General features: G+C 69.1%; 22 protein-coding genes. 9 read left to right on the plus strand and 13 right to left on the minus strand.

Features of this window, described 5'->3' with window-relative positions; all coding sequences use genetic code 11:
• Nucleotides 1–120 precede the first annotated feature (120 nt).
• Genes ACIQLD_RS12765 through ACIQLD_RS12775 form a run of 3 tightly spaced genes read right to left on the minus strand, consistent with a single transcriptional unit; the run spans nt 121 to nt 2882 of the window.
• On the minus strand, nt 121–1692 hold the full coding sequence (locus ACIQLD_RS12765; protein ID WP_402608351.1) for a S8 family peptidase: 1572 nt from the start codon (nt 1690–1692) through the stop codon (nt 121–123).
• Between the two features lie 57 nt (nt 1693–1749).
• Nucleotides 1750–2205, minus strand: a complete 456-nt coding sequence (locus ACIQLD_RS12770; protein ID WP_402608352.1) for a hypothetical protein — start codon at nt 2203–2205, stop codon at nt 1750–1752.
• Complete coding sequence (locus tag ACIQLD_RS12775) at nt 2202–2882, minus strand: RNA polymerase sigma factor (RefSeq protein ID WP_402608353.1); 681 nt, start codon at nt 2880–2882, stop codon at nt 2202–2204. Before ACIQLD_RS12775 ends, ACIQLD_RS12770 begins: the two co-directional genes overlap by 4 nt.
• A gap of 69 nt (nt 2883–2951) precedes the next feature.
• On the opposite strand from ACIQLD_RS12775, the gene ACIQLD_RS12780 reads away from it, so the two are divergent.
• Entirely contained in the window at nt 2952–3170 is a 219-nt protein-coding gene (locus ACIQLD_RS12780) for an SCO4848 family membrane protein (protein WP_402608354.1), read from the plus strand.
• 32 nt (nt 3171–3202) lie between these two features.
• On the opposite strand, the gene ACIQLD_RS12785 is transcribed toward ACIQLD_RS12780, so the two are convergent.
• Nucleotides 3203–4570, minus strand: a complete 1368-nt coding sequence (locus ACIQLD_RS12785) for an MFS transporter (RefSeq protein WP_402608355.1) — start codon at nt 4568–4570, stop codon at nt 3203–3205.
• A gap of 74 nt (nt 4571–4644) precedes the next feature.
• On the opposite strand from ACIQLD_RS12785, the gene ACIQLD_RS12790 reads away from it, so the two are divergent.
• Nucleotides 4645–5235: an ArsR/SmtB family transcription factor gene (locus tag ACIQLD_RS12790; protein WP_402608356.1), complete on the plus strand. Its 591-nt coding sequence runs from the start codon at nt 4645–4647 to the stop codon at nt 5233–5235.
• Between the two features lie 15 nt (nt 5236–5250).
• Here ACIQLD_RS12790 and ACIQLD_RS12795 read toward each other — a convergent pair whose 3' ends face one another.
• The 7 genes from ACIQLD_RS12795 to ACIQLD_RS12825 form a co-directional block, all read right to left on the minus strand.
• Nucleotides 5251–6360 carry an aromatic acid exporter family protein gene (locus ACIQLD_RS12795; RefSeq protein ID WP_402608357.1) on the minus strand — a complete coding sequence of 370 codons (1110 nt, stop codon included), beginning with the start codon at nt 6358–6360 and terminating at the stop codon, nt 5251–5253.
• A 226-nt stretch (nt 6361–6586) separates the two neighbouring features.
• Entirely contained in the window at nt 6587–7273 is a 687-nt protein-coding gene (locus ACIQLD_RS12800; RefSeq protein ID WP_402608358.1) for a hypothetical protein, read from the minus strand.
• Entirely contained in the window at nt 7273–8181 is a 909-nt protein-coding gene (locus tag ACIQLD_RS12805; RefSeq protein WP_402608359.1) for an ABC transporter ATP-binding protein, read from the minus strand. The genes ACIQLD_RS12800 and ACIQLD_RS12805 overlap by 1 nt, the downstream gene beginning before the upstream one ends.
• The gene (locus tag ACIQLD_RS12810) at nt 8178–8567 is read right to left on the minus strand and encodes a GntR family transcriptional regulator (RefSeq protein WP_402608360.1); all 390 of its coding nucleotides are present in this window, start codon (nt 8565–8567) and stop codon (nt 8178–8180) included. Before ACIQLD_RS12810 ends, ACIQLD_RS12805 begins: the two co-directional genes overlap by 4 nt.
• 200 nt (nt 8568–8767) lie before the next feature.
• Nucleotides 8768–9304, minus strand: coding sequence for a GbsR/MarR family transcriptional regulator (locus ACIQLD_RS12815; protein WP_402608361.1), 537 nt, complete (start codon nt 9302–9304; stop codon nt 8768–8770).
• An 8-nt stretch (nt 9305–9312) separates the two neighbouring features.
• Nucleotides 9313–10935 (minus strand): ABC transporter permease, encoded by a 1623-nt coding sequence (locus ACIQLD_RS12820; protein ID WP_402608362.1) that lies wholly within the window; start codon nt 10933–10935, stop codon nt 9313–9315.
• Nucleotides 10935–11927: an ATP-binding cassette domain-containing protein gene (locus ACIQLD_RS12825; protein WP_402608363.1), complete on the minus strand. Its 993-nt coding sequence runs from the start codon at nt 11925–11927 to the stop codon at nt 10935–10937. Before ACIQLD_RS12825 ends, ACIQLD_RS12820 begins: the two co-directional genes overlap by 1 nt.
• Before the next feature lie 90 nt (nt 11928–12017).
• Here ACIQLD_RS12825 and ACIQLD_RS12830 point away from each other — a divergent pair, with 90 nt between their 5' ends.
• The 4 genes from ACIQLD_RS12830 (at nt 12018) to ACIQLD_RS12845 (ending at nt 16869) form a co-directional block, all read left to right on the plus strand.
• Complete coding sequence (locus ACIQLD_RS12830; protein ID WP_402608364.1) at nt 12018–13274, plus strand: class I SAM-dependent methyltransferase; 1257 nt, start codon at nt 12018–12020, stop codon at nt 13272–13274.
• 337 nt (nt 13275–13611) lie between these two features.
• Nucleotides 13612–14913, plus strand: coding sequence for a glycine betaine/L-proline ABC transporter ATP-binding protein (locus tag ACIQLD_RS12835; RefSeq protein WP_402608365.1), 1302 nt, complete (start codon nt 13612–13614; stop codon nt 14911–14913).
• The gene (locus ACIQLD_RS12840) at nt 14913–15908 is read left to right on the plus strand and encodes an ABC transporter permease (protein WP_402608366.1); all 996 of its coding nucleotides are present in this window, start codon (nt 14913–14915) and stop codon (nt 15906–15908) included. The genes ACIQLD_RS12835 and ACIQLD_RS12840 overlap by 1 nt, the downstream gene beginning before the upstream one ends.
• A gap of 52 nt (nt 15909–15960) precedes the next feature.
• Nucleotides 15961–16869 carry a glycine betaine ABC transporter substrate-binding protein gene (locus ACIQLD_RS12845; protein ID WP_402608367.1) on the plus strand — a complete coding sequence of 303 codons (909 nt, stop codon included), beginning with the start codon at nt 15961–15963 and terminating at the stop codon, nt 16867–16869.
• 117 nt (nt 16870–16986) lie between these two features.
• Here ACIQLD_RS12845 and ACIQLD_RS12850 read toward each other — a convergent pair whose 3' ends face one another.
• Both ACIQLD_RS12850 and ACIQLD_RS12855 read right to left on the minus strand, forming a co-directional pair.
• A complete protein-coding gene (locus ACIQLD_RS12850; RefSeq protein ID WP_402608368.1) occupies nt 16987–18264 on the minus strand; it encodes a sensor histidine kinase in 1278 nt (425 codons plus the stop codon).
• A 5-nt stretch (nt 18265–18269) separates the two neighbouring features.
• Entirely contained in the window at nt 18270–18935 is a 666-nt protein-coding gene (locus tag ACIQLD_RS12855; RefSeq protein ID WP_402608369.1) for a response regulator transcription factor, read from the minus strand.
• Nucleotides 18936–19071: 136 nt separating this feature from the next.
• Here ACIQLD_RS12855 and ACIQLD_RS12860 point away from each other — a divergent pair, with 136 nt between their 5' ends.
• From ACIQLD_RS12860 to ACIQLD_RS12870, 3 genes are read left to right on the plus strand one after another with little or no spacing between them, the layout of a single operon-like run.
• Nucleotides 19072–19836 (plus strand): hypothetical protein, encoded by a 765-nt coding sequence (locus ACIQLD_RS12860; protein WP_402608370.1) that lies wholly within the window; start codon nt 19072–19074, stop codon nt 19834–19836.
• Nucleotides 19833–20888 (plus strand): peptidoglycan-binding protein, encoded by a 1056-nt coding sequence (locus ACIQLD_RS12865; protein WP_402608371.1) that lies wholly within the window; start codon nt 19833–19835, stop codon nt 20886–20888. The genes ACIQLD_RS12860 and ACIQLD_RS12865 overlap by 4 nt, the downstream gene beginning before the upstream one ends.
• Nucleotides 20885–21595 carry an ABC transporter ATP-binding protein gene (locus tag ACIQLD_RS12870; RefSeq protein ID WP_402608372.1) on the plus strand — a complete coding sequence of 237 codons (711 nt, stop codon included), beginning with the start codon at nt 20885–20887 and terminating at the stop codon, nt 21593–21595. The genes ACIQLD_RS12865 and ACIQLD_RS12870 overlap by 4 nt, the downstream gene beginning before the upstream one ends.

Here is a 21595-nt window from a genome sequence, read left to right on the forward strand (position 1 = left end):
AGGATGCCGTGCGTCGGGCCTGCAGGGGAAGAGCGCGGATTCCGCGGGACACCCCGCGCACCAGGACGGGCCGCCCGCATCGGTACGGACGGCTCGTCCCGGGGGTGCGTCGAGCGGGGGTCAGGTGAGGTCGACGGGATCCGGAAGCGACTTCAGGACCGCGGCGACGGCTTTCGCCGCAGCTGCGGGGCTGACGCCGCCGACCGGCACGGTACCGAGTTGCGCGGCGACGCGCGCGGCCACGTACGGGGCGGAGAACGAGGTGCCGCTCCACACCGCGAAGCCGCCGCGATAGTCGTCGGGGTCGATCGTCTCGCGGCGGAGCCCGTCGACGTCGGCTCTCGTCACCGCCTGGGTGCCGCCCACGAACGCGGGCGACGTGCTCACCACGGCTGCGCCCGGCGCATAGGCCCGGACCCACGGGCCGATGTTCGAGAAGAGGGCGACCGACTGCGCCGAGGGGTTGAGCGCTCCGACCGACACGAGCGGTGCGTCCTTATCGGGGCGGATGCCGTTGTCGGCACCGGGCCAGGGCCAGAGCGACGCGGGGAACGAAGGGCGGTCGATCGCATCGTTGCCAGCCGAGCACACGACCACGCAGCCGAGCTCGCGCGCCTTCGCGAGCAGCTGGTACAGCGTGAGGCTGAACAGGCCGTCGGTGGGTGTCTCGTGGTAATAGCTGAGCGACAGGTTCAGCACATCGATCGGGAAGCCCGTCGTCGGGTCTTCCCGGTGGCGGGCGAGCAGCGTCACGACCTGGGCGACGGTCTCGAGCAGCGTGCTCTCGTCGACCACTCCGAGGGCTCCGGCCACCCGGATCGAGAGGATGTCGGCATCCGGAGCCGCCTGTCGGACGAGCCCGGCGATGAAGGTGCCGTGCCCGGCGACCGCGTCGATCTCGCCGTCGAGCTGCCCGTAGAGGTCGGGGTAGCGTTCCGGATCGGCGTCGTCGGTCAGCCCCACCGGCACGCCGTCGAGGTCGATCGTGCGGGTGACGATGTCGGCGGGCAGCCAGGCGTGCTCGCCGCAACCGGTGTCGAGCACCGCCACGACGGGCCGCCGTCCGCGCTTCGGAGCAGGCCCGCGCACCGGAGCGGGGCCCAGCCAGGTCACGGGCTGTCGCGCGCCGCGTCCGGGCTCGAGGTAGTCGTCGCTGCCGCCAGCGCCCCCTCCGGCGCCGCGCACCGGGTTGGTGCGCGTGAACGGGTTGGTGCGGGTGAAGGGGTTCGTCCTGGTGAACGGATTGAGCCCGACCGGATCGATCGACAGCACGTGGTCGAGGCTCGTCCGCGGCATCGTGGAGCGCGACATGCGGCGGGCGCGCTGGAGGACGCGCCAGGCGTCGGGTGCGACCGGCGATTCGCCGCGGACCGGTTCATCGGGGGTGCGCAGTCGTGCGCGGAGGAAGCCGGGAACGCCCGGAACCAGCTCGCCGTCAGCCGCGGCGCGGGTGTCGTCCTCGACCTCGAGCTGCCATCCGAAGGTGTCGGCCGCATCACGGAGCGTCCGCACCTCGCGGTCGTAGGCCTCTTCGTCGCCGAGCGCTCGCGTGATCAACAGCCGCTCCGGCAGATACGCCGTGGGAAACGCGCGGACGCCGTCAACGGGTTCCGTGCTCGGATCGAGTGCCGTGCCCCGGCGGATCGATCCCTCCGCGCGGTCCTGCCAGGTCCATCCCTTGGGCTGATCCATGCGTCATCCTCTCCCTGCGGGTCACCCCGCGTCCTCATCGACGGGCGGCGCCCGCGGTCACAGCTCGAACTGCGGGGTCGCGAGCGTGCGCGTCTCGTCCCCGACCACGGTCGTCAGGCGCACGCGGGTGAGCCCCGGCGACACGTCGTCGAAGACGAAGCGTCCGGTCTCCTCCGGCGAGACCGCCCTGGTCTTCTCGCCCTGGGTCAGCACGATCTCCGCCGCCGCGGTGTCGACCCAGCCGTCGACGCGACGGCGACCGGAAGCGGTCGTCGTCACGTGCAGCAGGATGCTCGTGGCGCCATCGCTGAACTGCAGGGTGAGCGCATCCGCCTCGCCTCGCACCGCGCCGAGCTGCCCTTCGACCAGGGTGAGCAGCGCGTACTCGCGGTTCAAGCCATCGGCGGCGACCGCGGCGACCATGCGATCGATCAGGCCCGCAGGCACCGGGTCGACCTCTTCCCAGAGTGAGCGGAGCCGGGAGAGCATCTGGGCGTCCTCGTGCTCGGTCATGCGAGTCCCCCTGCCTGCGCTGTCGGCGGCGCGTCCAGCAGAGCGCGCAGCTTGGCGAGGCATCGGTTCCGCGTGGGACCGATGCTGCCGATGGGCATGGCGAGGTCGCTGGCGATGCGCGCGTAGTCCGGGCGATCCTCGAAGGCGATCACGCGCAGCAGCTTCTGGCAGCGTTCGTTGAGGCGGCGCACGGCCGACCACAGACGACGGTTCTCGTCGCCGATCGTGGCGTGCTCCTCGGCCGAAGCCTGCTCGGGAAGAAGCGTGTCGAGGTCGTCAGCCTCGGCCGTGTCGACCTTGCCGTGCGCCTTCGCGACCTTCCAGGCCTCGCGTCGCGCGGTGGTCGTGAGCCAGGCCGACACGGCCCGGGGGTCGCTGATGGATCCGTGTCCGCGCACGAGCTGCAGCCATGTGGTCTGCACGACGTCTTCGGCGAGGGTGCGTTCGAGCCCGTAGGCGCGCACGACGTGCCAGAGCACGGGCGTCATCAGCCGTACGAGCTCGTCCATCGCGCGGCCGTCGCTCTCGCGCCATGCACCGAACAGATCCGCGGCGCGCTCCCAGCGTGCGCGCCCGTCGTCCGAGGCAGGATCGTGAGCGGTGCCGGGTGCACCGTCGATCATGAAGCCCATTGTGATCACACCTACCAGGAGCGCGGCAAGGGCTTTCTGATACATGTCTGCATCCAAGAATCCGGCGGCCGGTCGGCTGTCGGCGCACATAGGCGAACTCGATAGCGTGGAGGGGTGATCCCCCTTGCTGTCGTGCTGTTCCTCAACGCCGCCTTCAATGCCCTCGTCTGGCCGCAGTTCTACAAGCGCGTCGCCAAGGATCCGCGGGCGCGCGATGCGAACGGCAAGGCCACCGCGTTCCTCAAAGTGCACGCCGTGCTCATCGGTATCGCGCTGGTACTCGCCCTGGTCTCCCTGCTCGCCGGCATCGCGGCACTGACCGGCGCACTCTAGGCCGAAGGGTCGGGCCTCGCCGCCGGGCGGGGTCAGGTCGTCTCGTACTGTTTCGCGTGCTCGGCCCAGCCCGATTCGACCGGCAGCGCCCGCAGCGCCCTGTTGCTCACGGCGAGCACGACCGAGATCAGGCAGAGCGCGGCGCAGATCAGGATGGTCCACTCCCTCCCGATCCACGCGAGCCCGAAGCCCGCGATGAGCGGTGCGAGCGGCATCGCGCCCATGCCGAGAACGCCGGCAGCACTGTTCGCGCGCCCGAGCAGGTGGCTCGGGGTGGCGACCATGAAGTAGCCCATCATCCCGGCGTTGAGTGCGGGGATCAGGAGGACCGAGGCGCCGAGCACCACCGCGATGGCCCAGGGGTCGGTCACCATCGAGAGGGCGATCGCGCCGATCGAGACGACGGTGAGCCCGGCGATGGTCAGGACGCCGGCCTTGATCCGCGGTACGAGCAGCGGCGCACAGACGGCGCCGACGAGCATCACGGCTCCGATCGACGCGCTCAGGGCGCCGATCAGCAGCTCGGAGTACCCGTCCTGCTGGAGGGCGTAGATGATGGTGGTGATCGTGGCGTTGAAGCCGAGGTTGATGACCGTCGTGATGAGCAGCACCCCGCCGAGGTCGGGGCGGGAGAGCAGCCACCCGAATCCCTCGCGGAGCTCTTTCCACGCGTTGGGTCTTGCCGCGGGCGGGGTTGTCGAGGTGCCGCGACCCAGACCATCCGCTGTGCCCGCCGCGTGTTCGGGCTCGACGCGCCGCACAGCACGCAGATCGTCTGGGTTTTCGCCCGCATCGACCACTCCGGCACGACGCACCTGACGCCCCAGCATCCACGCGGTCAGGGCCGCGATCGCGTGACACAACGTCATGACCACGCCGACGAGCCATCCGCCCACGCCCAGCAGCAGGCCGCCGAGCGGACCGCCGGCGAGCTGGAGGGCGGCATCGCGTCCCTGGTTCGCGGCTTGGGCGCGGCCCATCGCGTCGTCGGGCACGATCTCCTTGATCGCGCTCTCGCCCGCGACGTCGAAGAGCCCACTGCGCGCGGCGAGCAGCACATCGATCACCAGCAGCGACCCGAACGTCATCGCATCGCCGAGGGCGAGCAGGGTGAAGCCGCCCGCGAGCACGATGCCGATGAGCGAGCCGAGGAGCATCAACGCGATGCGGCGGTGGCGGTCGGCCAACACGCCGCCGGCCAGCGTCATGAGGAGTCGGGCGACCATCCCCGCACCGCCGATGATGCCGGCCTGCGCGGGGTCGTTCGTCACGATCAGGGCGAGCAGCGGGATGGCGAAGCCGAACAGGGAGGCCGCGAGGCCCTTGCTCGTGTCGCTCACCAGCCAGGTGAGGTATCGGGTGTTGCGCCACAGGCGGTGGGGCTCGGTGACGGTGGTCATGGGTCGAGAGTAGATGCGCAAGAACAATTGCGCAAGTCTTATTGCGCAATTCTGGGTGCGGGTAGGATCGGCACATGACGGAGGACACCGCGAAGAGCACGAGCGACGATCCCGTCTGGATGACCTCGGCCATGCTCAAGGCCTACTCGCACCCGCTGCGGCGCCAGATGATCCGGCTGTTCTCGCGGCGGGAGTTCCTCCGCGCCGCCGATATCGCGACGGAGCTCGGCGTGCCGGCGAACAGCGCCAGCTTCCATCTGCGCGCGCTCGCCGACGCCGGTCTCATCCAGGAGGCGCCCGACAGGGCTCGCGACCGGCGCGATCGCGTCTGGACCGGTCACAAGGGCGCACTCAACGTCGGAGGGCCGGAGAGTCCGGTCGCCGATGAAGCCCTCGGCTCTGCGGTGATCGCCGCCCTCGTCGAGGACCATCAGGATCTGATCCGTCGAGTGATCGCCTGGACCCCGGAATACGTCGCCGGGCGCACGGCCGAGGTGCACGCCGCGTTCACCCAGCGCACCATCCGGCTCACCGAGTCGGAGTTCGACGACGTGATGGTGAAGATCAACGACATCCTGAGCGCCGCCGACGATGCGCACGACGATGCAGACCCGGAAGGTCGCTACTGGCAGATGGATCTGATCGCTGCCGACGACACCATCTGACGCGGCTGCGGCCGACTACCCTTCCGTCGGAGCGGGCGTCCCGCTCAGGATCAGGATGCGCCGCAGGTGCATGGCGGTCAGCACGCCGGGGCCCATCGACCGTCGGACGTCGATGGTGCGGTCGTCGATGGTCTCGAGAAGCAGCCGGATCGCGCGGGCCGCCTCGCCGCGGGCACGGTGATCCTCGCTGGATGAGGCATCACCGCGTGCGATCACATCGGCGACTGCATGACAGGCCGCGGACAGGGGATCCGGCAGGGCGGGGTCGAGCGCCAGGCCGGCCGGCCGATCCCAGATGGTGTCGGCGATCTCGTCGGAGATGTCGCGGATCAGGTGCGCGATGCGATCGAGCGCGGCCAGTTCATCGTGGCTCTGCTGGATCCGCGAGCGATGGCCCTTGGCGCGAGGGTTGCCGCGTCTGCTCTCGTCCGCCTCGGTCAGAGCCGACCGCAGCTCGGAGGACGTGTCGGCGAGAGAGGCCGCATCGTCGGCCCATTGCTCGTGCTCGGGTGGCCACGACTCCGAGACCGCGGAGCCGATGTCGTGCAGGTGCGCGGCCAGCTGGTCCCGGAAGGCCGCCACCCGCCCGGCTGCCGCGACGGTCAGGGGTGCCGGGGCGATCACGAGGTTCACCAGCAGACCGACGACCACCCCGACTGCCGTCTGGGTCAGGTAGCCGAGCGAGTAGTCGTCGGCGTCCTGCCCGCCGATGATCAGCACGAACAGTGCGGCCATCGGCACATACTCGCGACCGACGCCGAACCACCCCGTGCCCGAGAGCAGCACTCCGACGCCGACGACGAGCGGGATGCTCCACCAGGTCGGGCCGATCGTCAGCACCACGATCGTGGCGAGCCCGATGCCCGTGGCGAGACCGAGCAGGGTCTGCAGACTCGACCTCGCCGAGCCCATCAGCGTCGGATACATGCTCAACAGGGCCCCGAGCGGTGCGTAGTACGGGTACTCGTCGGTGACCCCGGGCATGTGTGGAGCGATCATCCACGCCAGTCCGACCGCGAGGGTCGTCTTGGCGACGAGCAGCAGGCGGGCGGGGCGCACGGCGTCGTGGAGCGCGCGCTGGACTCCTGCTCGTCGTACACGGAGCCGGGTGCGGGTCTGGGCCACGGCGTCCTCTCGGTCGGGGGTGGGGCGCTTCGGTCGGGGGTGGGCGCAGTCGGGGCGTGTGGTTCCGTGAGCCTAGGCGGCCGCCGCGGGGGAGGCGAGTGGGTTGCGTCCCGGGCGGGGTACCGGTAGCGCGCACGCGACGGGCGCACATCGCCGGCATGTGGCACCGCCCGCACGCGACGACGCCGGCCACCCGAGGGTGACCGGCGTCGGTGAGAGGGGCATGCTAGGGGATCGTCCTGCGGAACGCGAGGAACGAGACGCCCATCAGGGCGAGGGTGATGAGGAGGCCCCAGAGCGCGAGGCCGAGGGCGCCGAGATTCATGATGGTCGCCCCGACGTCTCCCCACAGCTCGAGCCGGGTCCACAGGAACACCAGCCCGACCAGCAGGAGCCCGAGTCCGATGCTGACGATCAGCAGCACCAGCTGACCCCAGCTCTTGTAGATCGTCGCGCCGGTGAAGCCGATCACGAAGAAGAACAGGGCGAGGGTGAAGAAGACGACGAAGGCCCCGAGTGGTCCTGCCTCCCACAGCCACGGCAGGTAGAACAGGTAGCCGTTCACCCCGTAGCCGTTCGTGGCGACCTCGATGCCACCGCCGATCAGGAAGAGGACGCCCATGAGCGTGCTGGCGAGCGTCGCGGTCAGCATGGTGCCGAAGAAGAACTCGCGGCGCGTGATGCTCATGGCCTGGGAGAACGGGAACGTCAGGGTCATCGCCGACATCCCGACCGCGAAGAAGTACCAGAGCGGTGCCTGACCTCCTCCGCCGTACTTGGGGGTGTCGACGGGGATCAGCGCATAGATCAGGATCGAGATCACGGTGGCCGCGGCGAGGATCATCAGGGGGTACCAGAGGAAGGTGCCCTTGTTGATCAGCTGCAGGCGGATGACGTTGAATGTGCGTCGCATCAGCGCACCTCCTCTTTCGCGGCGGACGATCTCGTGGAGTCGGCCTTCTGCGTGAGGCGCACGATCAACTGCTGCAGCGAGACCGGGGCGAGGTCGAGCCCGGAGGCCGCGATGTCGGCGCGCTCCTGCGGCGAGACGGCACCCAGGACCGTGACGGATGCCACCCGTCCGAGTGCCTCACGGTGCAGCACCTCGCGGTCGCCGACCCAGGCGTCGACCTTGGCGGCGTCGCCCACCACGGTCACGGCCCGGTCGCGCACGGCATCCGTGTCCTCGTTCAGGAGGATCTGGCCGTTGTCGATCACGATGACCTTCTCGATGAGGTTGGAGACCTCGTCGATCAGGTGCGACGAGAGGATGACGGTGCGGGGGTGCTCCGCATAGTCCTCGACCAGCCGGTCGTAGAAGATCTGCCGGGCGACGGCGTCGAGGCCGAGGTAGGGCTCGTCGAAGAAGGTGATCTCGGCGCGCGAGGCGAGGCCGATGATCACCCCGACCGCCGAGAGCTGGCCGCGGGAGAGCTTCTTGATCGTCTGCTTCATCGGCAGCTGGAACTCGGCGATGAGCTCGTCGGCGAGGGTCTGAGACCAGTTCGGGAAGAACAGGCTCGCGGCCTTGAAGGCGTGCTTGGGGTACGCGTCGTCCGGATACTTCTGGCTCTCGCGGACGAAGCAGATCCGGCTGAGCACGTGCGCGTTCTCGTACGGGTGCTCACCGAACACCTTCACGGTGCCGGACGATTCGAAGTTCTGGGCCGTGAGGATCGACATGAGCGTCGTCTTCCCTGCACCGTTGCGACCGAGGAGGCCGTAGATGGCGCCCCCCTCGATGGCGAGCGACACGTTGTCGAGTGCTCGCTTCTCCTTGTAGCGCTTGCTGAGGTTCTGCACCTCGATGACGGCGGTCATGCGGGGGTCTTCCCTTCTGCGTCGGTGGTCAGTGCGGCTCGCTGTCGGAGCAGCGCCGCGAGGTCTTCGGCGCCGAGCCCGAGCGTGCGGGCCTCGGCGAGGAGCGGATCGATGTAGCGGTCGGCGAACAGCGCGCGGCGCTCGCCGAGGAGGACTTCCCTGGCACCGTCGGCGACGAACATGCCGATCCCTCGGCGCTTGTAGAGCACTCCCTTATCGGTGAGCACGGCGACTCCCTTCGCTGCGGTGGCGGGGTTGATGCGATAGAACGCGGCCAACTCGTTCGTGGAAGGAGCCTGCGCCTCCTCGGCGAGTGAGCCGTCGACGATCGAGTCCTCGATCTGCTCGGCGATCTGGAGGAAGAGCGGCTTGCCTTCTTCGATCACGATTCCTCCGCTGGGTTAGTGGGTTACTTACTCGACTAAGTAACCATACAACCCGCGCGGGTGTCAACCCCTCGTCGTCTTGTGTGCGAAAACCCAGAGCATTCGACCCGGGCGCGGCGCGTCGACGCGCGGCACGCCCGAGCGCACGCGGATGGTCTCCGTTTCGGACGGACGGACGGACGGACGGACGGGGGCGGGGGTCAGCCGCGGCGGTGCTCGCGCCAGTCGTCGACGATCTGCAGCATGCGTGTGGAGAGGAAGCGGAAGAACTCGGCGAGCTCGACGGCCCGGTCATGGGCGCCCTGGTCGTCGTCGTGCGCGGCGGCGATGTCGTCGATGTACTCGGAGAGGCGCGAGTACACGGGCATGTTCCCGACGATCGAGCTGTAGAACGGGTCGTGCACGAACTCGTAGCGGTCGCGCCGGTCGCCGGGACGCGAGCGGCGCTGGATGAAGTGCAGCTGCTGCAGATATCGCACCGCACCCGAGACGGCGGCCGCTGAGACGCCGAGGCGTTCACCCAGTTGAGCGGCCGTGTATCCATCCTCGGGGGCGGCGATCAGCGCCATCATCACGCGGGCGGGCATGCGTGGCATCCCGGCGGCGGTCATCATCGCGGCGGCCTGCTCGGCGGGTTCCATCCCGCGGTGGGAGTCGGCGGCGGATGCTTCGCCGACGGCGTCGCCCGAGCTCGCGGCATCCGTCTTCGGTGCGGCCCCGTCGCTGTCGTCGCGCATGCTGCCTCCTAGGCGCCGGGGGCGAGCTCGCGGCGTCGCATCAGGGTCAGGGCTCCCGCGCATCCTGCGGCCAGCGCGAGCACGAGCCACCACAAGCCGCGCATGTCCACACCGTTGCCATCGACCACCGGGGTGACCGCGAACGGCGAGAGGTTCGCGCTCCACTCGGGAAGTCCGAACAGCGGTCCGAACATGCCGAGCAGAGCCGCGAGCAGCACGAGGCTCCATGCCACGGCGGTCGTCGCTCGCGGGAGGAGCACGAAGACGAGGGCGGCGAGCACGGCGAAGATCGAGGCCGCGACCGCCTGGCCGAGTCCTGCCACCGCGACGATGCGGTACAGCGAATCATCGCCTCCGTTGGACAGGATGCCGACCCAGCCCGCGAGCACCGCGGCGGCGACCACGATCAGCACGGCCACGACGCCGACGATCACGAAGTCGGCGAGCCAGCGCACGCGTCCGACCGGGGTGGCGAGCACGGCTTCGGCGGTGCCATGCGCCTCTTCCTGTCGTGCGCGCACCACGGTCTGCACGGCGCAGCACGCGGCGAGGATGCCGAGGAGGGTGAAGAACACCGTCACCACGACCTCTTCGAGCCCACCGGTCGCGCCGCCGATCTTCTTCAGGATGTCGGCGACGGCCGGGTTCTCTCCCGAGATCTGATCGACCAGTCCGCTCAGCGTGGTGGCGAGGATACCCGTGATGGCGCCTCCGATCGCCCAGCCCACGATCGAGCCGGAGGTGAGCCGCCAGACCAGGGCGTGCGGCGAGGCGAGGGCGGGCCGTGCCGACAGCCGGCCGCGGCGCTCCGCGACGAAGCTGGCGTCGATGTCGCGCAGGGACTGCAGAGCGACGGATGCCCCGGCGAGCACCAACCCGAAACCGAGGCCGAGCAGCATCGGCCAGACGAGATCGGTGTCGTACGGGCGGGTCTGCTCCGCCCAGCCGAACGGGGAGAGCCAAGCGGGCCAGGCGCTGGTCATGCTCGTGAGGTCGTCGCTCGGAGTTCCCGCCGCGTTGCCGATTCCACGGATGAGGAACGTCGCGACGAGCACCCAGACCGTGAGCGAGTTCGCGCCGCGCGAGGTGCGCATGAGCTGCGCCGCGAGCAGGGCGATGCCGAGGAACGCGATGCCGCAGGACGCCGCTGCCGCCCCCGCGAGGAGCGACCCCGCAACCGGAAGCCCGGCAGCGACGAGCGCGAGAGCCGTGAGCACGGCCAGCACGATGTTGGCCAGGATGCCGTGCACGATGGTGGCGATCGTCGGCAGGCGGCGACCGGCCGGAGTCGCCCAGACGAGCTCGGCGCGCCCGGCCTCCTCATCGCCGCGGGTGTGCCGAACCGCGAGGAAGGTGCTCATGAGAGCGGCCAGCAGCGCCAGCCACGGCAGCACCTCGAAGGCGAGGAAGGCGCCCTCGGACGTGCCGGAGGGGAGGCCGCGGAACATCAGGATCACCGGGTTCGCGAGCGCGGCGGCCAGGATGTTCTGCCGGTCGGCGAGGGTCGCGTACGACTGGCTGACACCGGCGTATCCCGCGAAGGCCATCAGTGCGGTGCCCACGATCCACAGTGTCAACTGCAGCCAGTCGCGCCGCAGCCGCTGCTGGAGCAGCACGCCGAAGGCGCTCATCACGCACGACCCTTCGATGCGCGGCGTTCCCGGCGAGTGGTGGGTGCGGCGTCGCTTGTCCCACCGTCTTCCGCGGCTTCGAGTGTGGCGAGATCATCGCCGTAGTGGCGCAGGAACAGCTCTTCGAGCGAGGGGGGCGCCACGCGCAGGTCGCTGATGCCGAGAGCCGCGAGCGCGGGGAGCACGGTGGCCGTGTGGTCGCTGTCGACGGCGAGGCGGATGCGGTCGCCCTGCTGCTCGGGGTCGTGCACGTCGGGGATGCGGGCGACCTGGTCGAGAGTGGCTCCCGAGGGGGTGAACGACACGTCGCTGCGCGTGAGATGCCGAAGCTCCGTGAGCGTGCCGGTCTCGACGATGCGCCCGGCACGGATGATCGACACCCGGTCGCACAGCTGCTCGACCTCGCTCATGATGTGGCTCGACAGCAGCACGGTCGCACCGTTCGCATGCGCACGGGCGACCTCGCGCTGGAAGATGACCGCCATCAGGGGATCGAGGCCGCTGGTGGGCTCGTCGAGGATGTAGAGGTCGGCGGGCACCGCGAACGCCGCGATGAGGGCGACCTTCTGCCGGTTTCCCTTCGAGTAGGCGCGGCCCTTCTTGCGCGGATCGAACTGGAACGCGTCCATCAGCCGCTTCTTCTCGTGCTGGTAGGCGGCGTCCTTCGTGCGAGCTCCCCGCAGCCGTGCGAGCAGATCGACGGCCTCCCCTCCCGACAGGTTGGGCCAGACGCTGACGTCGCCGGGCACGTACGCGATGCGTCGGTGCAGTTCGACGGCATGGTTCCAGGGATCCTCGTCGAACACGGTCGCCTCGCCGCCGGTGCGCCGTGCGAGGCCGAGGAGGATGCGGATCGTGGTCGACTTGCCCGCGCCGTTCGGGCCGAGGAAGCCGTGCACCTGGCCGTGCTCGACGGTGAGGTCGAGGCTGTCGAGCGCGTGCACGTGGCCGTAGTGCTTGGTGAGGTTGCGGGTGGCGATGACGGTGGTCATGCGCGGGAGCGTACGCCCGATTCACAAACTTGTGAATCGGGCGAAAACAACCCATGCGAAATCCTTACGGCGCCCGCGTACAGTGGGCAGGTGCCGGAGTTCCCCTACAGTCGCCTGCGCCGCTGGCCCGACGTCGAGGCGGACAACCTCCAGGCGTATGACGCGACCGATCTGCTGCTCGTCGAGCGGGCGCTCTCCCTCGACATCCCCGGCTCTGACACCGTCGTGATCGGTGATGAGTACGGCGCGATCACGCTTGCGCTCGTCGAGGCCGGGAGGCACGGCATCCGCGTGCATCAGGACCTCGCGACCGGTCGCCGGGCTCTGATGCGCAACGCCGAGGAGCTCGGACTCGCCGTCGCGGACGGCCGAAACGGAGACCAGGGCACCCCGGTACGGCGCGTCACCCCGCAACACGCCGCAGGAGAGTCGGATGGTCTGGGTTTCGGCGGATCGTTCCGCCCGGGCGAACTCGATGCCGAACTGCTCACCGGCGCGAAACTGGTGCTGCTGCAGCTGCCGAAGTCGCTCGCCGAGCTCGAGGAGATCGCTGATGCCGTCGCCCGCTGGGCGGCCCCCGACGTGGTGCTCGTCGCGGGGGGTCGCGTGAAGCACATGACCCTCAGCCAGAACGAGGTGTTGGGACGCAGTTTCGCACAGGTTCAGGCCCAACGCGCCGAGCGGAAGTCGCGTCTGATCGTGGCGTCGGACGCACTGCCGGTCTCCGCCGAGCCGCCATTCCCGGTGACCGCGCAGCACGACGGGCTGACGCTGGTCGCCCACGGCGGTGCGTTCGCGGGCGCGCGCCTCGACATCGGAACCCGGGTGCTGCTCGACGCGCTCGCGCTTCAGCCCGTACAGCACGAGGGCGGCGCAGTCGCAGACGGTGCGGCGGCGCCACACGTGCTCGATCTCGGCTGTGGCACCGGCGCTCTCGCCGTCTCGTACGCGCTCGCTCACCCCGATGCACGCGTGACGGCAACCGACCGATCCGCCGCCGCGGTCGCCTCTGCGCGGGCGACGGTCGCCGCGAACGGCGTCGCCGACCGGGTCACGGTCACCCATGACGACGCGGCCTCCGCGCTGCCGGACGCGTCCGTCGATGTGGTGCTGCTGAACCCGCCGTTCCACCTCGGCGCGAGCATCCACACGGGGGCGGCGACGCGCCTGTTCGAGGCCGCGGCACGCGTGCTCCGACCGGGTGGCGTGCTCTTCACCGTCTACAACTCGTCACTCGCGTATCGCCCCGAGCTCACCCGTCTGATCGGTGCCACCGCGCAGGTGGAGCGCACCCCGAAGTTCACCGTGACGCGCAGCATCCGACGTGCCGAAACGGCTGAATCCTGACGGCGAACCACCGGAGCAGGGATTGTTGAATACCCGTGCAATCCCCCGGTCAGCTACGGAATCCCGAGCGTGCCGTCGACTCAGGATTTGCCCCTGATCGGCCATTTCGTTACGTTGGAACGTGGGCCTGACGGCCCGAAGACCAGTCCGCGACCACGTCCTTCTTTCGATGAGCTGTGCTGCGAAGAGGCGTGGACGTACGGTCGATGCTCTATCGCGGCGGATCCGAAATCCGCCGTCTGTGCCGCCACAGCGAACACGTCGAACGGCCCCGAGAGCCTCACCCGGGCGTAACCGAAGCAGGCTCAGCCACCCGAAGGCGAGCCGCGGGGGAAACGTGTCCGAAATCGCTCTAGAAGCGCGCCATCTGTACAAGGTTTTCGGGAAGAATCCGAACACCGCCGTCCGTCGATTGAAAGCCGGTGAGAGCCGAGCCGCCGTCGCGGATTCCGGTACCGCGGCAGTCATCGACGCCAGCTTCACCGTCAACCGCGGTGAGATCTTCGTCATCATGGGCCTGTCCGGATCGGGCAAGTCCACCATCATCCGCATGCTCAACGGGCTGCACGACGTCACCGACGGAACCGTCACGGTGAACGGCGAGCCCATCACGGGAATCCCGTCGTCGAAGCTCCGCGAGATCCGTCGCGACCGCATCTCGATGGTGTTCCAGCACTTCGCCCTGCTGCCGCACCGCTCGGTCGCCGCGAACGTCGCCTACCCGCTCGAACTCAAGGGCACGCCCAAGGCCGAGCGCCTGGCCAAGGCGGAAGAGATCCTCTCCCTGGTCGGACTCGAAGGCCAGGGTGAGAAGCTCCCCTCCGAACTCTCCGGGGGAATGCAGCAGCGCGTGGGCATCGCTCGTGCGCTCGCCGCCGACAGCGACATCCTGTTGATGGATGAGGCGTTCAGTGCCCTCGACCCGCTGATCCGCCGCGAGATGCAGGAGCAACTGCTCGAACTGCAGCAGAAGCTGCAGAAGACGATCGTGTTCATCACCCACGACCTGAACGAGGCCATGTTCCTGGGCGACCGCATCGCCGTCATGCGTGACGGCCGTATCGTGCAGATCGGCACGCCGGAGGACATCCTGATGGACCCGGCCAACGACTACGTCGAGCAGTTCGTGCAAGACGTCGACCGCGCTCGCGTGCTCACCGCCGCGAACGTGATGGAGCGCCCGCGCCCCGTCGTGCCGCACACCGCCGGCCCCCGCACGGCGCTGCGGCAGATGCGCGACGCGTACATGTCGGCCACCTACGTCGTCGGCCGCGACCGGCAGCTCGTGGGCGTCGTGACCGACCGGGATGCGGTCAAGCTCGTGCGCAACGGCGCGACCACCCTCGATTCGATCATCAAGCCCGTGCTGCAGAGCGTGCGCGAGGACGACGTGCTGATGAACCTCTTCGTCCCCGCCGTCGAGTCTCCGCTGCCGCTCGCCGTGATCGACGCCGACGGTCGACTCGTCGGCGTGATTCCGCGTGTGACGCTGCTCGCCGCCCTCGGCCCCGGCCCCGGCGCGACCGAGGAGATCACCCTGCCGATGATGCCGATGCCCCAGGCCGAGATCGATGCCGTGCTCGATGACGGGTGGACCGCCGACCCGGTCGATGCCCCGACCACCGAGGAGGTGCGCTGATGGACGGCTTCCGCATTCCCATCGGAATCTGGATCGAGTCCGCTGTCGACTGGATCAAGGACAACCTCGACGGCCTGCTCGATGTGATCTCGTTCGTGATGAGCTTCCTCGTCGACGGTCTCACGCGAGCGCTCCTCGCCCCGAATTTCGTGGTCATCATCGTGATCGCCGCACTCATCGCCTGGGTCGTGCGCTCCTGGCAGCTCGCGATCGGCACGATCGTGTCGTTCGCGCTGATCGTGGGGATGGACCTCTGGGTCCCCGCGATGCAGACTCTCGCCTTGGTGCTCGTCGCCGCCGTGATCGCGGTACTGATCGCGGTGCCGCTCGGCATCTGGTCGGCACGCAACGCCACGGTGCGCGCGGTGCTCAAGCCCGTGCTCGACTTCATGCAGACCATGCCGGCGTTCGTGTACCTGATCCCCGCGATCGTCTTCTTCGGCATCGGCGTGGTGCCGGGTCTGGTGGCCACCGTGATCTTCGCGCTGCCTCCCGGCGTGCGCCTGACCGAGCTCGGCATCCGCGGCGTCGACTCCGAGACCGTCGAGGCCGGACAGGCCTTCGGCGCGAAGCCCGGTCAGATCCTGCGCGGCATCCAGCTGCCACTCGCGATGCCGACCATCATGGCCGGCGTCAACCAGGTCATCATGCTCGCCCTGTCGATGGCGGTCATCGCCGGTATGGCCGGCGCGGACGGTCTCGGGAAGATGGTCGTCGAGGCGATCTCGACGATCAACATCCCCAAGGGCGTGGAGGCCGGCCTCGGCGTCGTGCTGATCGCGGTCTTCCTCGACCGCGTCACCGCGGCGCTGGGCGCGCCGGGCGAGAACCGGTCGTCGCTGCTCGGCATGATCGAGCGCCGACGCACTCCGAACGGTGGCGGAACAGCATCCGCTCCCGCTCCCGAGGTCATCGAGCAGAAGGATGCCGCGGACGCGGCGGAGCAGGCCGCGGTCGCACCGCGCCGCAACGCCGTCGGCGGCGGAGTGCACTGACTCACACCCCTACGAAACAACACCCATACGGAACGCAAGAGAGAGAAATCACATGAAGAAGAAGATCCTCGCAATCACAGCGCTCGGTGCCGCAGCGGCGCTCACCCTCGCCGGATGCAGCGGCGACGGCGCCGGCGGTACGGGCGGCGGCGACGGCTCGTCCGACGACAAGGGCACGATCACGCTGGGCTTCCTGCCCTCGTGGACCGACGGCCTCAGCACCGCCTACCTGCTGCAGGACCAGCTCGAGAAGATCGGCTACACGGTCGAGATGAAGACGCTCACCGAGGCAGGGCCGCTCTACACCGGGCTCGCGCAGGGTGACGTCGACATGTACCCGTCGGCCTGGCCCGAGCTCACCCACGCCTCGTACATGGAGAAGTACGGCGACGACATCGAGGATCTGGGCAAGTACTACGAGAACGCCAAGCTCACGCTCGCCGTGCCCGAGTACTCCGAGCTCACCTCGATCGAGGACCTCGTGGGCAAGGGCGCCGAGTTCGACGGCAAGATCTACGGCATCGAGCCGGGCGCGGGTCTCACCGCCCAGACCCAGAAGATGATGCCCGAGTACGGACTCGACAGCGAGTACGAACTCGTGACCTCGTCGACCGCGGCCATGCTCACCGAGCTGAAGACCGCGACCGACAAGCAGGAGGACATCGTCGTGACGCTGTGGCGTCCGTTCTGGGCCAACGATGCCTTCCCCGTGAAGGACCTCGAAGACCCGAAGGGCGCCATGGGCAAGGCCGAGGGCCTGCACTTCCTGGGCACCAAGGGCTTCGCGGAGGAGTTCCCCGAGGCCGCTGAGCTGATCGAGAAGATCAAGCTCGACGACGCGCAGTACGGCGCACTCGAAGACCTCGTGGTGAACGAGTACGGCGAGGGCAAGGAAGCCGACGCGGTCGACGCGTGGCTGAAGGAGTACGGCGACCAGTTCGACTGGGCCGTCACCAGCTGACGCGAACCCGTCTCAGAGGTGTGCTCCGGTCGCACTTCCTGCCGCTTCCCGGTCCGCCGGGCGACAGGAAGTGCGACCGGAGCTTCTGCGTGGGGGCTGCGGTGCGGAGGGCGCCTCTCAGAGCGGGAGGACGATCGCGGCGATCAGACCGCCGGCCTTGCGGGCCCGCAGGCGCACCTCGCCGCCATGGGTCTTGGCGATGCTCTGCACGATCGCGAGTCCCAGCCCGGTGCCGTCCGGGCCGGCCGAGGTGCGACTCGCATCGCCGCGGTAGAACGGCTCGGTGAGCAGCTGCACGGTGGCAGGGGTGATCGGCGCCCCGGTGTTCTCGACCTCGATGACGGCTCGTCCGCGTTCGCGTCGGCAGCGCACCCACAGCTCGCCGCCCGGCACGTTGTGGCGGACGCCGTTCTCGAGCAGGTTGCGCACGGCCCTGGCCAGCAGAATCGCATCGCCCTCGACCGTGAGGTCGCGCAGGTTCGCGTGCACCTCGATCTCCTGGGTGTCGAGGTCGTCGACCTGATCCTCGATGAGCGTGCTCAGCTCCACCGGTTCGACCTCGTCGAGCCCGGTGCGGGCACGGGCAAGGGCGAGCAGGGCCGTGATGAGACGCTCGCTCTGCTCAGTGGCCCGCAGAGCGCGCTGCATGTTGGCCTGCAGCTCCTCCGGCACCGCCCCCTGTTCGAGCGGGATCTCCAGGGCGGTCCTGGTCGTGGTCAGCGGGGTGCGCAGCTCGTGCGAAGCGTTGGCGACGAAGCGATCCTGTGCGGTGAACGCCGACTGCAGCCGGTCGAGCATCCCGTCGATCGTGTCGCCCAGCTCCTTGATCTCATCGTCAGGGCCCGGGAGGTCGAGGCGACGCCCGAGGTCGCGCTCCGAGATGTCGCGCGCCGCGGCAGTCACCTCACCGATGCGATCGAGCGAGCGCCGCGCGAGCCAGAACGCGATCGCGGCGGCGACCCCGGTGAAGGCCACGAGCACCACGATCGACCACAGCAGCAGTCCGCTGCCGACCTCGTCCGCGAGGAACGTCGACTGCTGCAGTACCGCTCCTTCGACGGCATCGAGAGCCACGGTCTGCATCGGCGTGGCCACCTGGAAGTCGGCGACGTCGGTGGTCTCGGCGAAATAGCTGCATCCGGTACTGGTCGTGCCGTAGAGCAGGCCGCTGCTGTCGGTGAGCGGCGAGACGCCGTTGACGTCGGTGCCGTCGGTGGCCGGCGTCCCCGGTGTGACCTGCGTGACCGAGAGCGCGGGCACGCAGGTCGCCGCCGTCGTGTCGATGGCCGAGGCGAACAGCGACTGCACCACCAGGTACTGCACCGTGAGCAGCGCGGCCCCCGCGGCGATGAACACGCCGGCGATGATGATGACCAGCCGGGTGCGGAAGCTCATGCGTCTCATGTCGTCCCCACTCGATACCCGTGTCCTGCAGCGGACTGGATGACCTCGGGAGTCCCGAGCTTGCGGCGCAGTGTGTGCACCGCGATCTTGACCACGCCTCGGGTGCGCTCGAGAGGCTCGTCCCACACCTCGTCGAGCAGATCGTCGGCGCTGACGTAGCCGCCCTCCGCCGCGAGCAACGTCTCGAGCACCCCGAACTCCTTGAGCGTGAGGCGGATCGGCGTGCCGTCGCGCTCGACGATGCGCCGCACGACGTCGAGGCGCACCCCGGCGAACTCGAGCACCGCACTCGCCCGCGTCGATTGTCCGCGGCGGCCGAGGGCGCGCAGGCGCGCGAGCAGCTCGACATATGCGAACGGCTTGGCGAGGTAGTCGTCGGCGCCGAGATCGAGGCCTTCGACGCGGTCGTTGAGGGTGCCGGCCGCGGTGAGCATGAGGATGCGCGCCGGGTACTCCTGCGCCACGAGGGTGCGGCACACGGCGTCGCCGCTGAGCACCGGCAGGTCGCGGTCGAGCACGATCACGTCGACGTCGTTCGAGGCGGCGGCGGTCAAGGCGCTCGCACCGTCACGTGCGACGTCCACCAGGTATCCCTCGCGGCGCAGACCGTCGGCGAGCGTGTCGGCCAGGTCGATCTCGTCTTCCACCAGCAGCAGTCGCATGGCACCTCCCGTCTCCGAGGGTGCGCGTTCCGCGGTTAGTTTCCGGTTAGGCGCCGTCATACCCACAGCAAACCACCGCATCCGTAGAACTGACTGCACGTCGCGGATGAGCTGCGACCGCGAGAAAGGGAAAGTCATGTTCGACTCGAAAGCACGCCGTTCCATGGTGGTGATGCCCGCTGTCGTGGCGCTCTTCGCGCTCTCCGCCTGCACAGCCCCGTCCGGCGACGACAAGGCGAAGGACGGCGCCAACGATGCGGCCGCCGCCCGGTTCGTGAGCTGCCTGACCGACGAGGGGCAGACGGCGAAGATCCTCGAGGGCGGGCAGGTCGGCTTGTTGATGCCGGATGCTCCCGGTGACGGGGCGATGGGCACGCTGAGCGACAGCACCGCTTCTGTCAGCGCCGGCGACGGCGAGGAGATGGCGATGACGATGATCTTCACGGACGACGACGGCACGTGGATGGCGTCGACGGCCGCTTCCGGCTTTCCCGAGGACGGCGGTCAGCGTGCCGCGTGGGAGGCGTGCGAGGAGAAGGTCCCCGAATTCACGCAACCGGAGCCGGACATCTCGATGAAGGAGGGCGCCGAGACGCAGATGATCTCCCCCGAGGAGATCACGGAGGCCGGGCTCGCCTTCGCCTCGTGCGCACGGGACAACGGCTTCACGGACTTCGCCGATCCCGACTCCGACGGCATGCTGACACTGCCCAAGGGCATCACCGAAGATGAGGCGCGCACCCTCCTCGAAGCGTGCGCGGAGGAGGCGGGCGATATGCCGCCCATGTTCACGCAGGAGAGCATCGAAGCCGTCGACTTCGACTGGTTCGCCCTGATGAGCGAGTACTTCGAAGGCGCCTTCACCGCGGCGACCGTCATGCCCTCCGGGGGCGACGAATGAGCCGCCGTCTGACGAAGGTGCTGCTGCCGGTCGGGGTGCTGCTCGTAGCCGCGGCGGTCGCGCTCGCGGTGCTGCAGCCCTGGAGTTCGGTGGCCGAGTCTCCGGACGACAGCAAGAAGCCGGTCACCGCCAAGGCGGAGCTCACCACGCTCACCTCCGACCTGCGGTTGAACGGCACCCTCAGCTATGGGGCATCCATCACGCTGCCGGGTCGCGGCGGCACCATCACGCGCCTGCCGACCGCTGGTGACGTGATCGGCGTCGGCCAGGCGATCTACGAGGTCGACGGGAAGCCGGTGATCGCGATGCGCGGCGACCGTCCGTTCTGGCGCGACCTCGGCGTCGGCGTCGAGAAGGGCCCGGACGTCCGTCAGCTGGAGCAGGCTCTCGCCGATCTCGGTTTCGGCAGGAACATGACGGTGGACGACGAGTTCACTGCGGTCACAGAGACCAACGTGAAGGCGTGGCAGAAGTCGCTCGGGGTGCCGCAGGACGGCATCGTGAAGCTGGGTGATGTCGTCGCGATCACCGCCGCTTCGGTGCGTGTCGAGTCGGTCAAGGGAAAGCTGGGAGACCCGGCGGGAACGAGTCCGCTGAACTACACCAGCACCACCCTGCGCGTGGTCGCCAAGCTCACCGACGCGCAGGCCCGAGAGATCCTGCCCGCCACGCGTGTGACCGTGGTCCTTCCGGACGGGACGGAGGTGCCCGCGACGGTGACCGCCGTCGACCCCGGCGGTCAGCCGACCGAGAAGGAGGGCGAGTCCACGCCGGCAACCGCGAACGTGGAGTTCGACGATCCGGCCGTCGCCGAGGGCATCGGACTGCGTGCGGTCAAGGTGGTGTTCGCGACCTCGGAGGTGAAGGACGCGCTGGTCGTGCCGGTCACCGCCCTGGTGGCGACGACCGACGGCGGCTATGCGGTCGATGTGCTCCGCAAGGGCGGCAAGGTCGAGCGAGTCTCGGTGGAAGTCGGACTGATCGCCGACACCAAGGTGCAGGTCGTCGGCGGCGACCTCGCGGCGGGCGACGCGGTGGTGGTGGCGCAATGACGCCCGAAACTGTCGTCGAACTCGTCGACGTGATCAAGGAGTACCCGGGCAGCCCACCGCTGCGCGTGCTGCACGGCATGAGTCTCGCGATCGAGAGTGGCGAGCTGGTGGCGGTGGTCGGAGCATCCGGATCGGGCAAGAGCACGATGCTCTCGATCATGGGTACCCTCGACGACCCCACGAGCGGCACCGTGCTGATCGATGGGACGGATGCCGCAGCCCTCGCCGAACGCGAGCGCGCGGTTCTGCGCGCTCGCCGCATCGGATTCGTGTTCCAGCAGTTCTTCCTGCTGCCGGCGCTCACCGCAGTCGACAACGTCGCACTCGGGCTCCTCTACTCGGGAGTGCCGGCGGGCGAGCGCGCGGTGCGTGCCGCGGCCGCCCTGGAACGGGTCGGTCTCGGAGCCCGCATGAAGCACCGCCCCGGGCAGCTCTCCGGTGGGGAGCAGCAGCGGGTGGCCATCGCCCGCGCGATCGTCGGGAATCCCTCGGTGCTCTTCGCCGACGAGCCCACGGGGGCGCTCGACTCCACCACCGGCGAGCGCATCCTCGAGCTCCTCACCTCGATCGCCGATTCCGGCACCGCGGTCGTGATCATCACCCACGATGCACACATCGCGGAGCGCACTCAGCGGCAGGTCGGCATCCACGACGGGCGCATCGTGAGCGATACGGGTTCGCCGACGAGGGAAGGGGTCGCGGCATGA

The sequence above is a fragment of the Microbacterium sp. NPDC091662 genome, from assembly GCF_044756705.1.
Lineage (GTDB): Bacteria > Actinomycetota > Actinomycetes > Actinomycetales > Microbacteriaceae > Microbacterium.

What these genes read in the sequence shown, in the direction of transcription:
- ACIQLD_RS12765 (WP_402608351.1), bottom strand. Translation starts at nt 1,692, where the DNA reads ATGGATCAGCCCAAGGGATGGACCTGGCAGGACCGCGCGGAGGGATCG.
- ACIQLD_RS12770 (WP_402608352.1), bottom strand. Translation starts at nt 2,205, where the DNA reads ATGACCGAGCACGAGGACGCCCAGATGCTCTCCCGGCTCCGCTCACTC.
- ACIQLD_RS12775 (WP_402608353.1), bottom strand. Translation starts at nt 2,882, where the DNA reads ATGTATCAGAAAGCCCTTGCCGCGCTCCTGGTAGGTGTGATCACAATG.
- ACIQLD_RS12785 (WP_402608355.1), bottom strand. Translation starts at nt 4,570, where the DNA reads ATGACCACCGTCACCGAGCCCCACCGCCTGTGGCGCAACACCCGATAC.
- ACIQLD_RS12790 (WP_402608356.1), top strand. Translation starts at nt 4,645, where the DNA reads ATGACGGAGGACACCGCGAAGAGCACGAGCGACGATCCCGTCTGGATG.
- ACIQLD_RS12800 (WP_402608358.1), bottom strand. Translation starts at nt 7,273, where the DNA reads ATGCGACGCACATTCAACGTCATCCGCCTGCAGCTGATCAACAAGGGC.
- ACIQLD_RS12805 (WP_402608359.1), bottom strand. Translation starts at nt 8,181, where the DNA reads ATGACCGCCGTCATCGAGGTGCAGAACCTCAGCAAGCGCTACAAGGAG.
- ACIQLD_RS12815 (WP_402608361.1), bottom strand. Translation starts at nt 9,304, where the DNA reads ATGCGCGACGACAGCGACGGGGCCGCACCGAAGACGGATGCCGCGAGC.
- ACIQLD_RS12820 (WP_402608362.1), bottom strand. Translation starts at nt 10,935, where the DNA reads ATGAGCGCCTTCGGCGTGCTGCTCCAGCAGCGGCTGCGGCGCGACTGG.
- ACIQLD_RS12825 (WP_402608363.1), bottom strand. Translation starts at nt 11,927, where the DNA reads ATGACCACCGTCATCGCCACCCGCAACCTCACCAAGCACTACGGCCAC.
- ACIQLD_RS12840 (WP_402608366.1), top strand. Translation starts at nt 14,913, where the DNA reads ATGGACGGCTTCCGCATTCCCATCGGAATCTGGATCGAGTCCGCTGTC.
- ACIQLD_RS12845 (WP_402608367.1), top strand. Translation starts at nt 15,961, where the DNA reads ATGAAGAAGAAGATCCTCGCAATCACAGCGCTCGGTGCCGCAGCGGCG.
- ACIQLD_RS12850 (WP_402608368.1), bottom strand. Translation starts at nt 18,264, where the DNA reads ATGAGCTTCCGCACCCGGCTGGTCATCATCATCGCCGGCGTGTTCATC.
- ACIQLD_RS12855 (WP_402608369.1), bottom strand. Translation starts at nt 18,935, where the DNA reads ATGCGACTGCTGCTGGTGGAAGACGAGATCGACCTGGCCGACACGCTC.
- ACIQLD_RS12860 (WP_402608370.1), top strand. Translation starts at nt 19,072, where the DNA reads ATGTTCGACTCGAAAGCACGCCGTTCCATGGTGGTGATGCCCGCTGTC.
- ACIQLD_RS12865 (WP_402608371.1), top strand. Translation starts at nt 19,833, where the DNA reads ATGAGCCGCCGTCTGACGAAGGTGCTGCTGCCGGTCGGGGTGCTGCTC.
- ACIQLD_RS12870 (WP_402608372.1), top strand. Translation starts at nt 20,885, where the DNA reads ATGACGCCCGAAACTGTCGTCGAACTCGTCGACGTGATCAAGGAGTAC.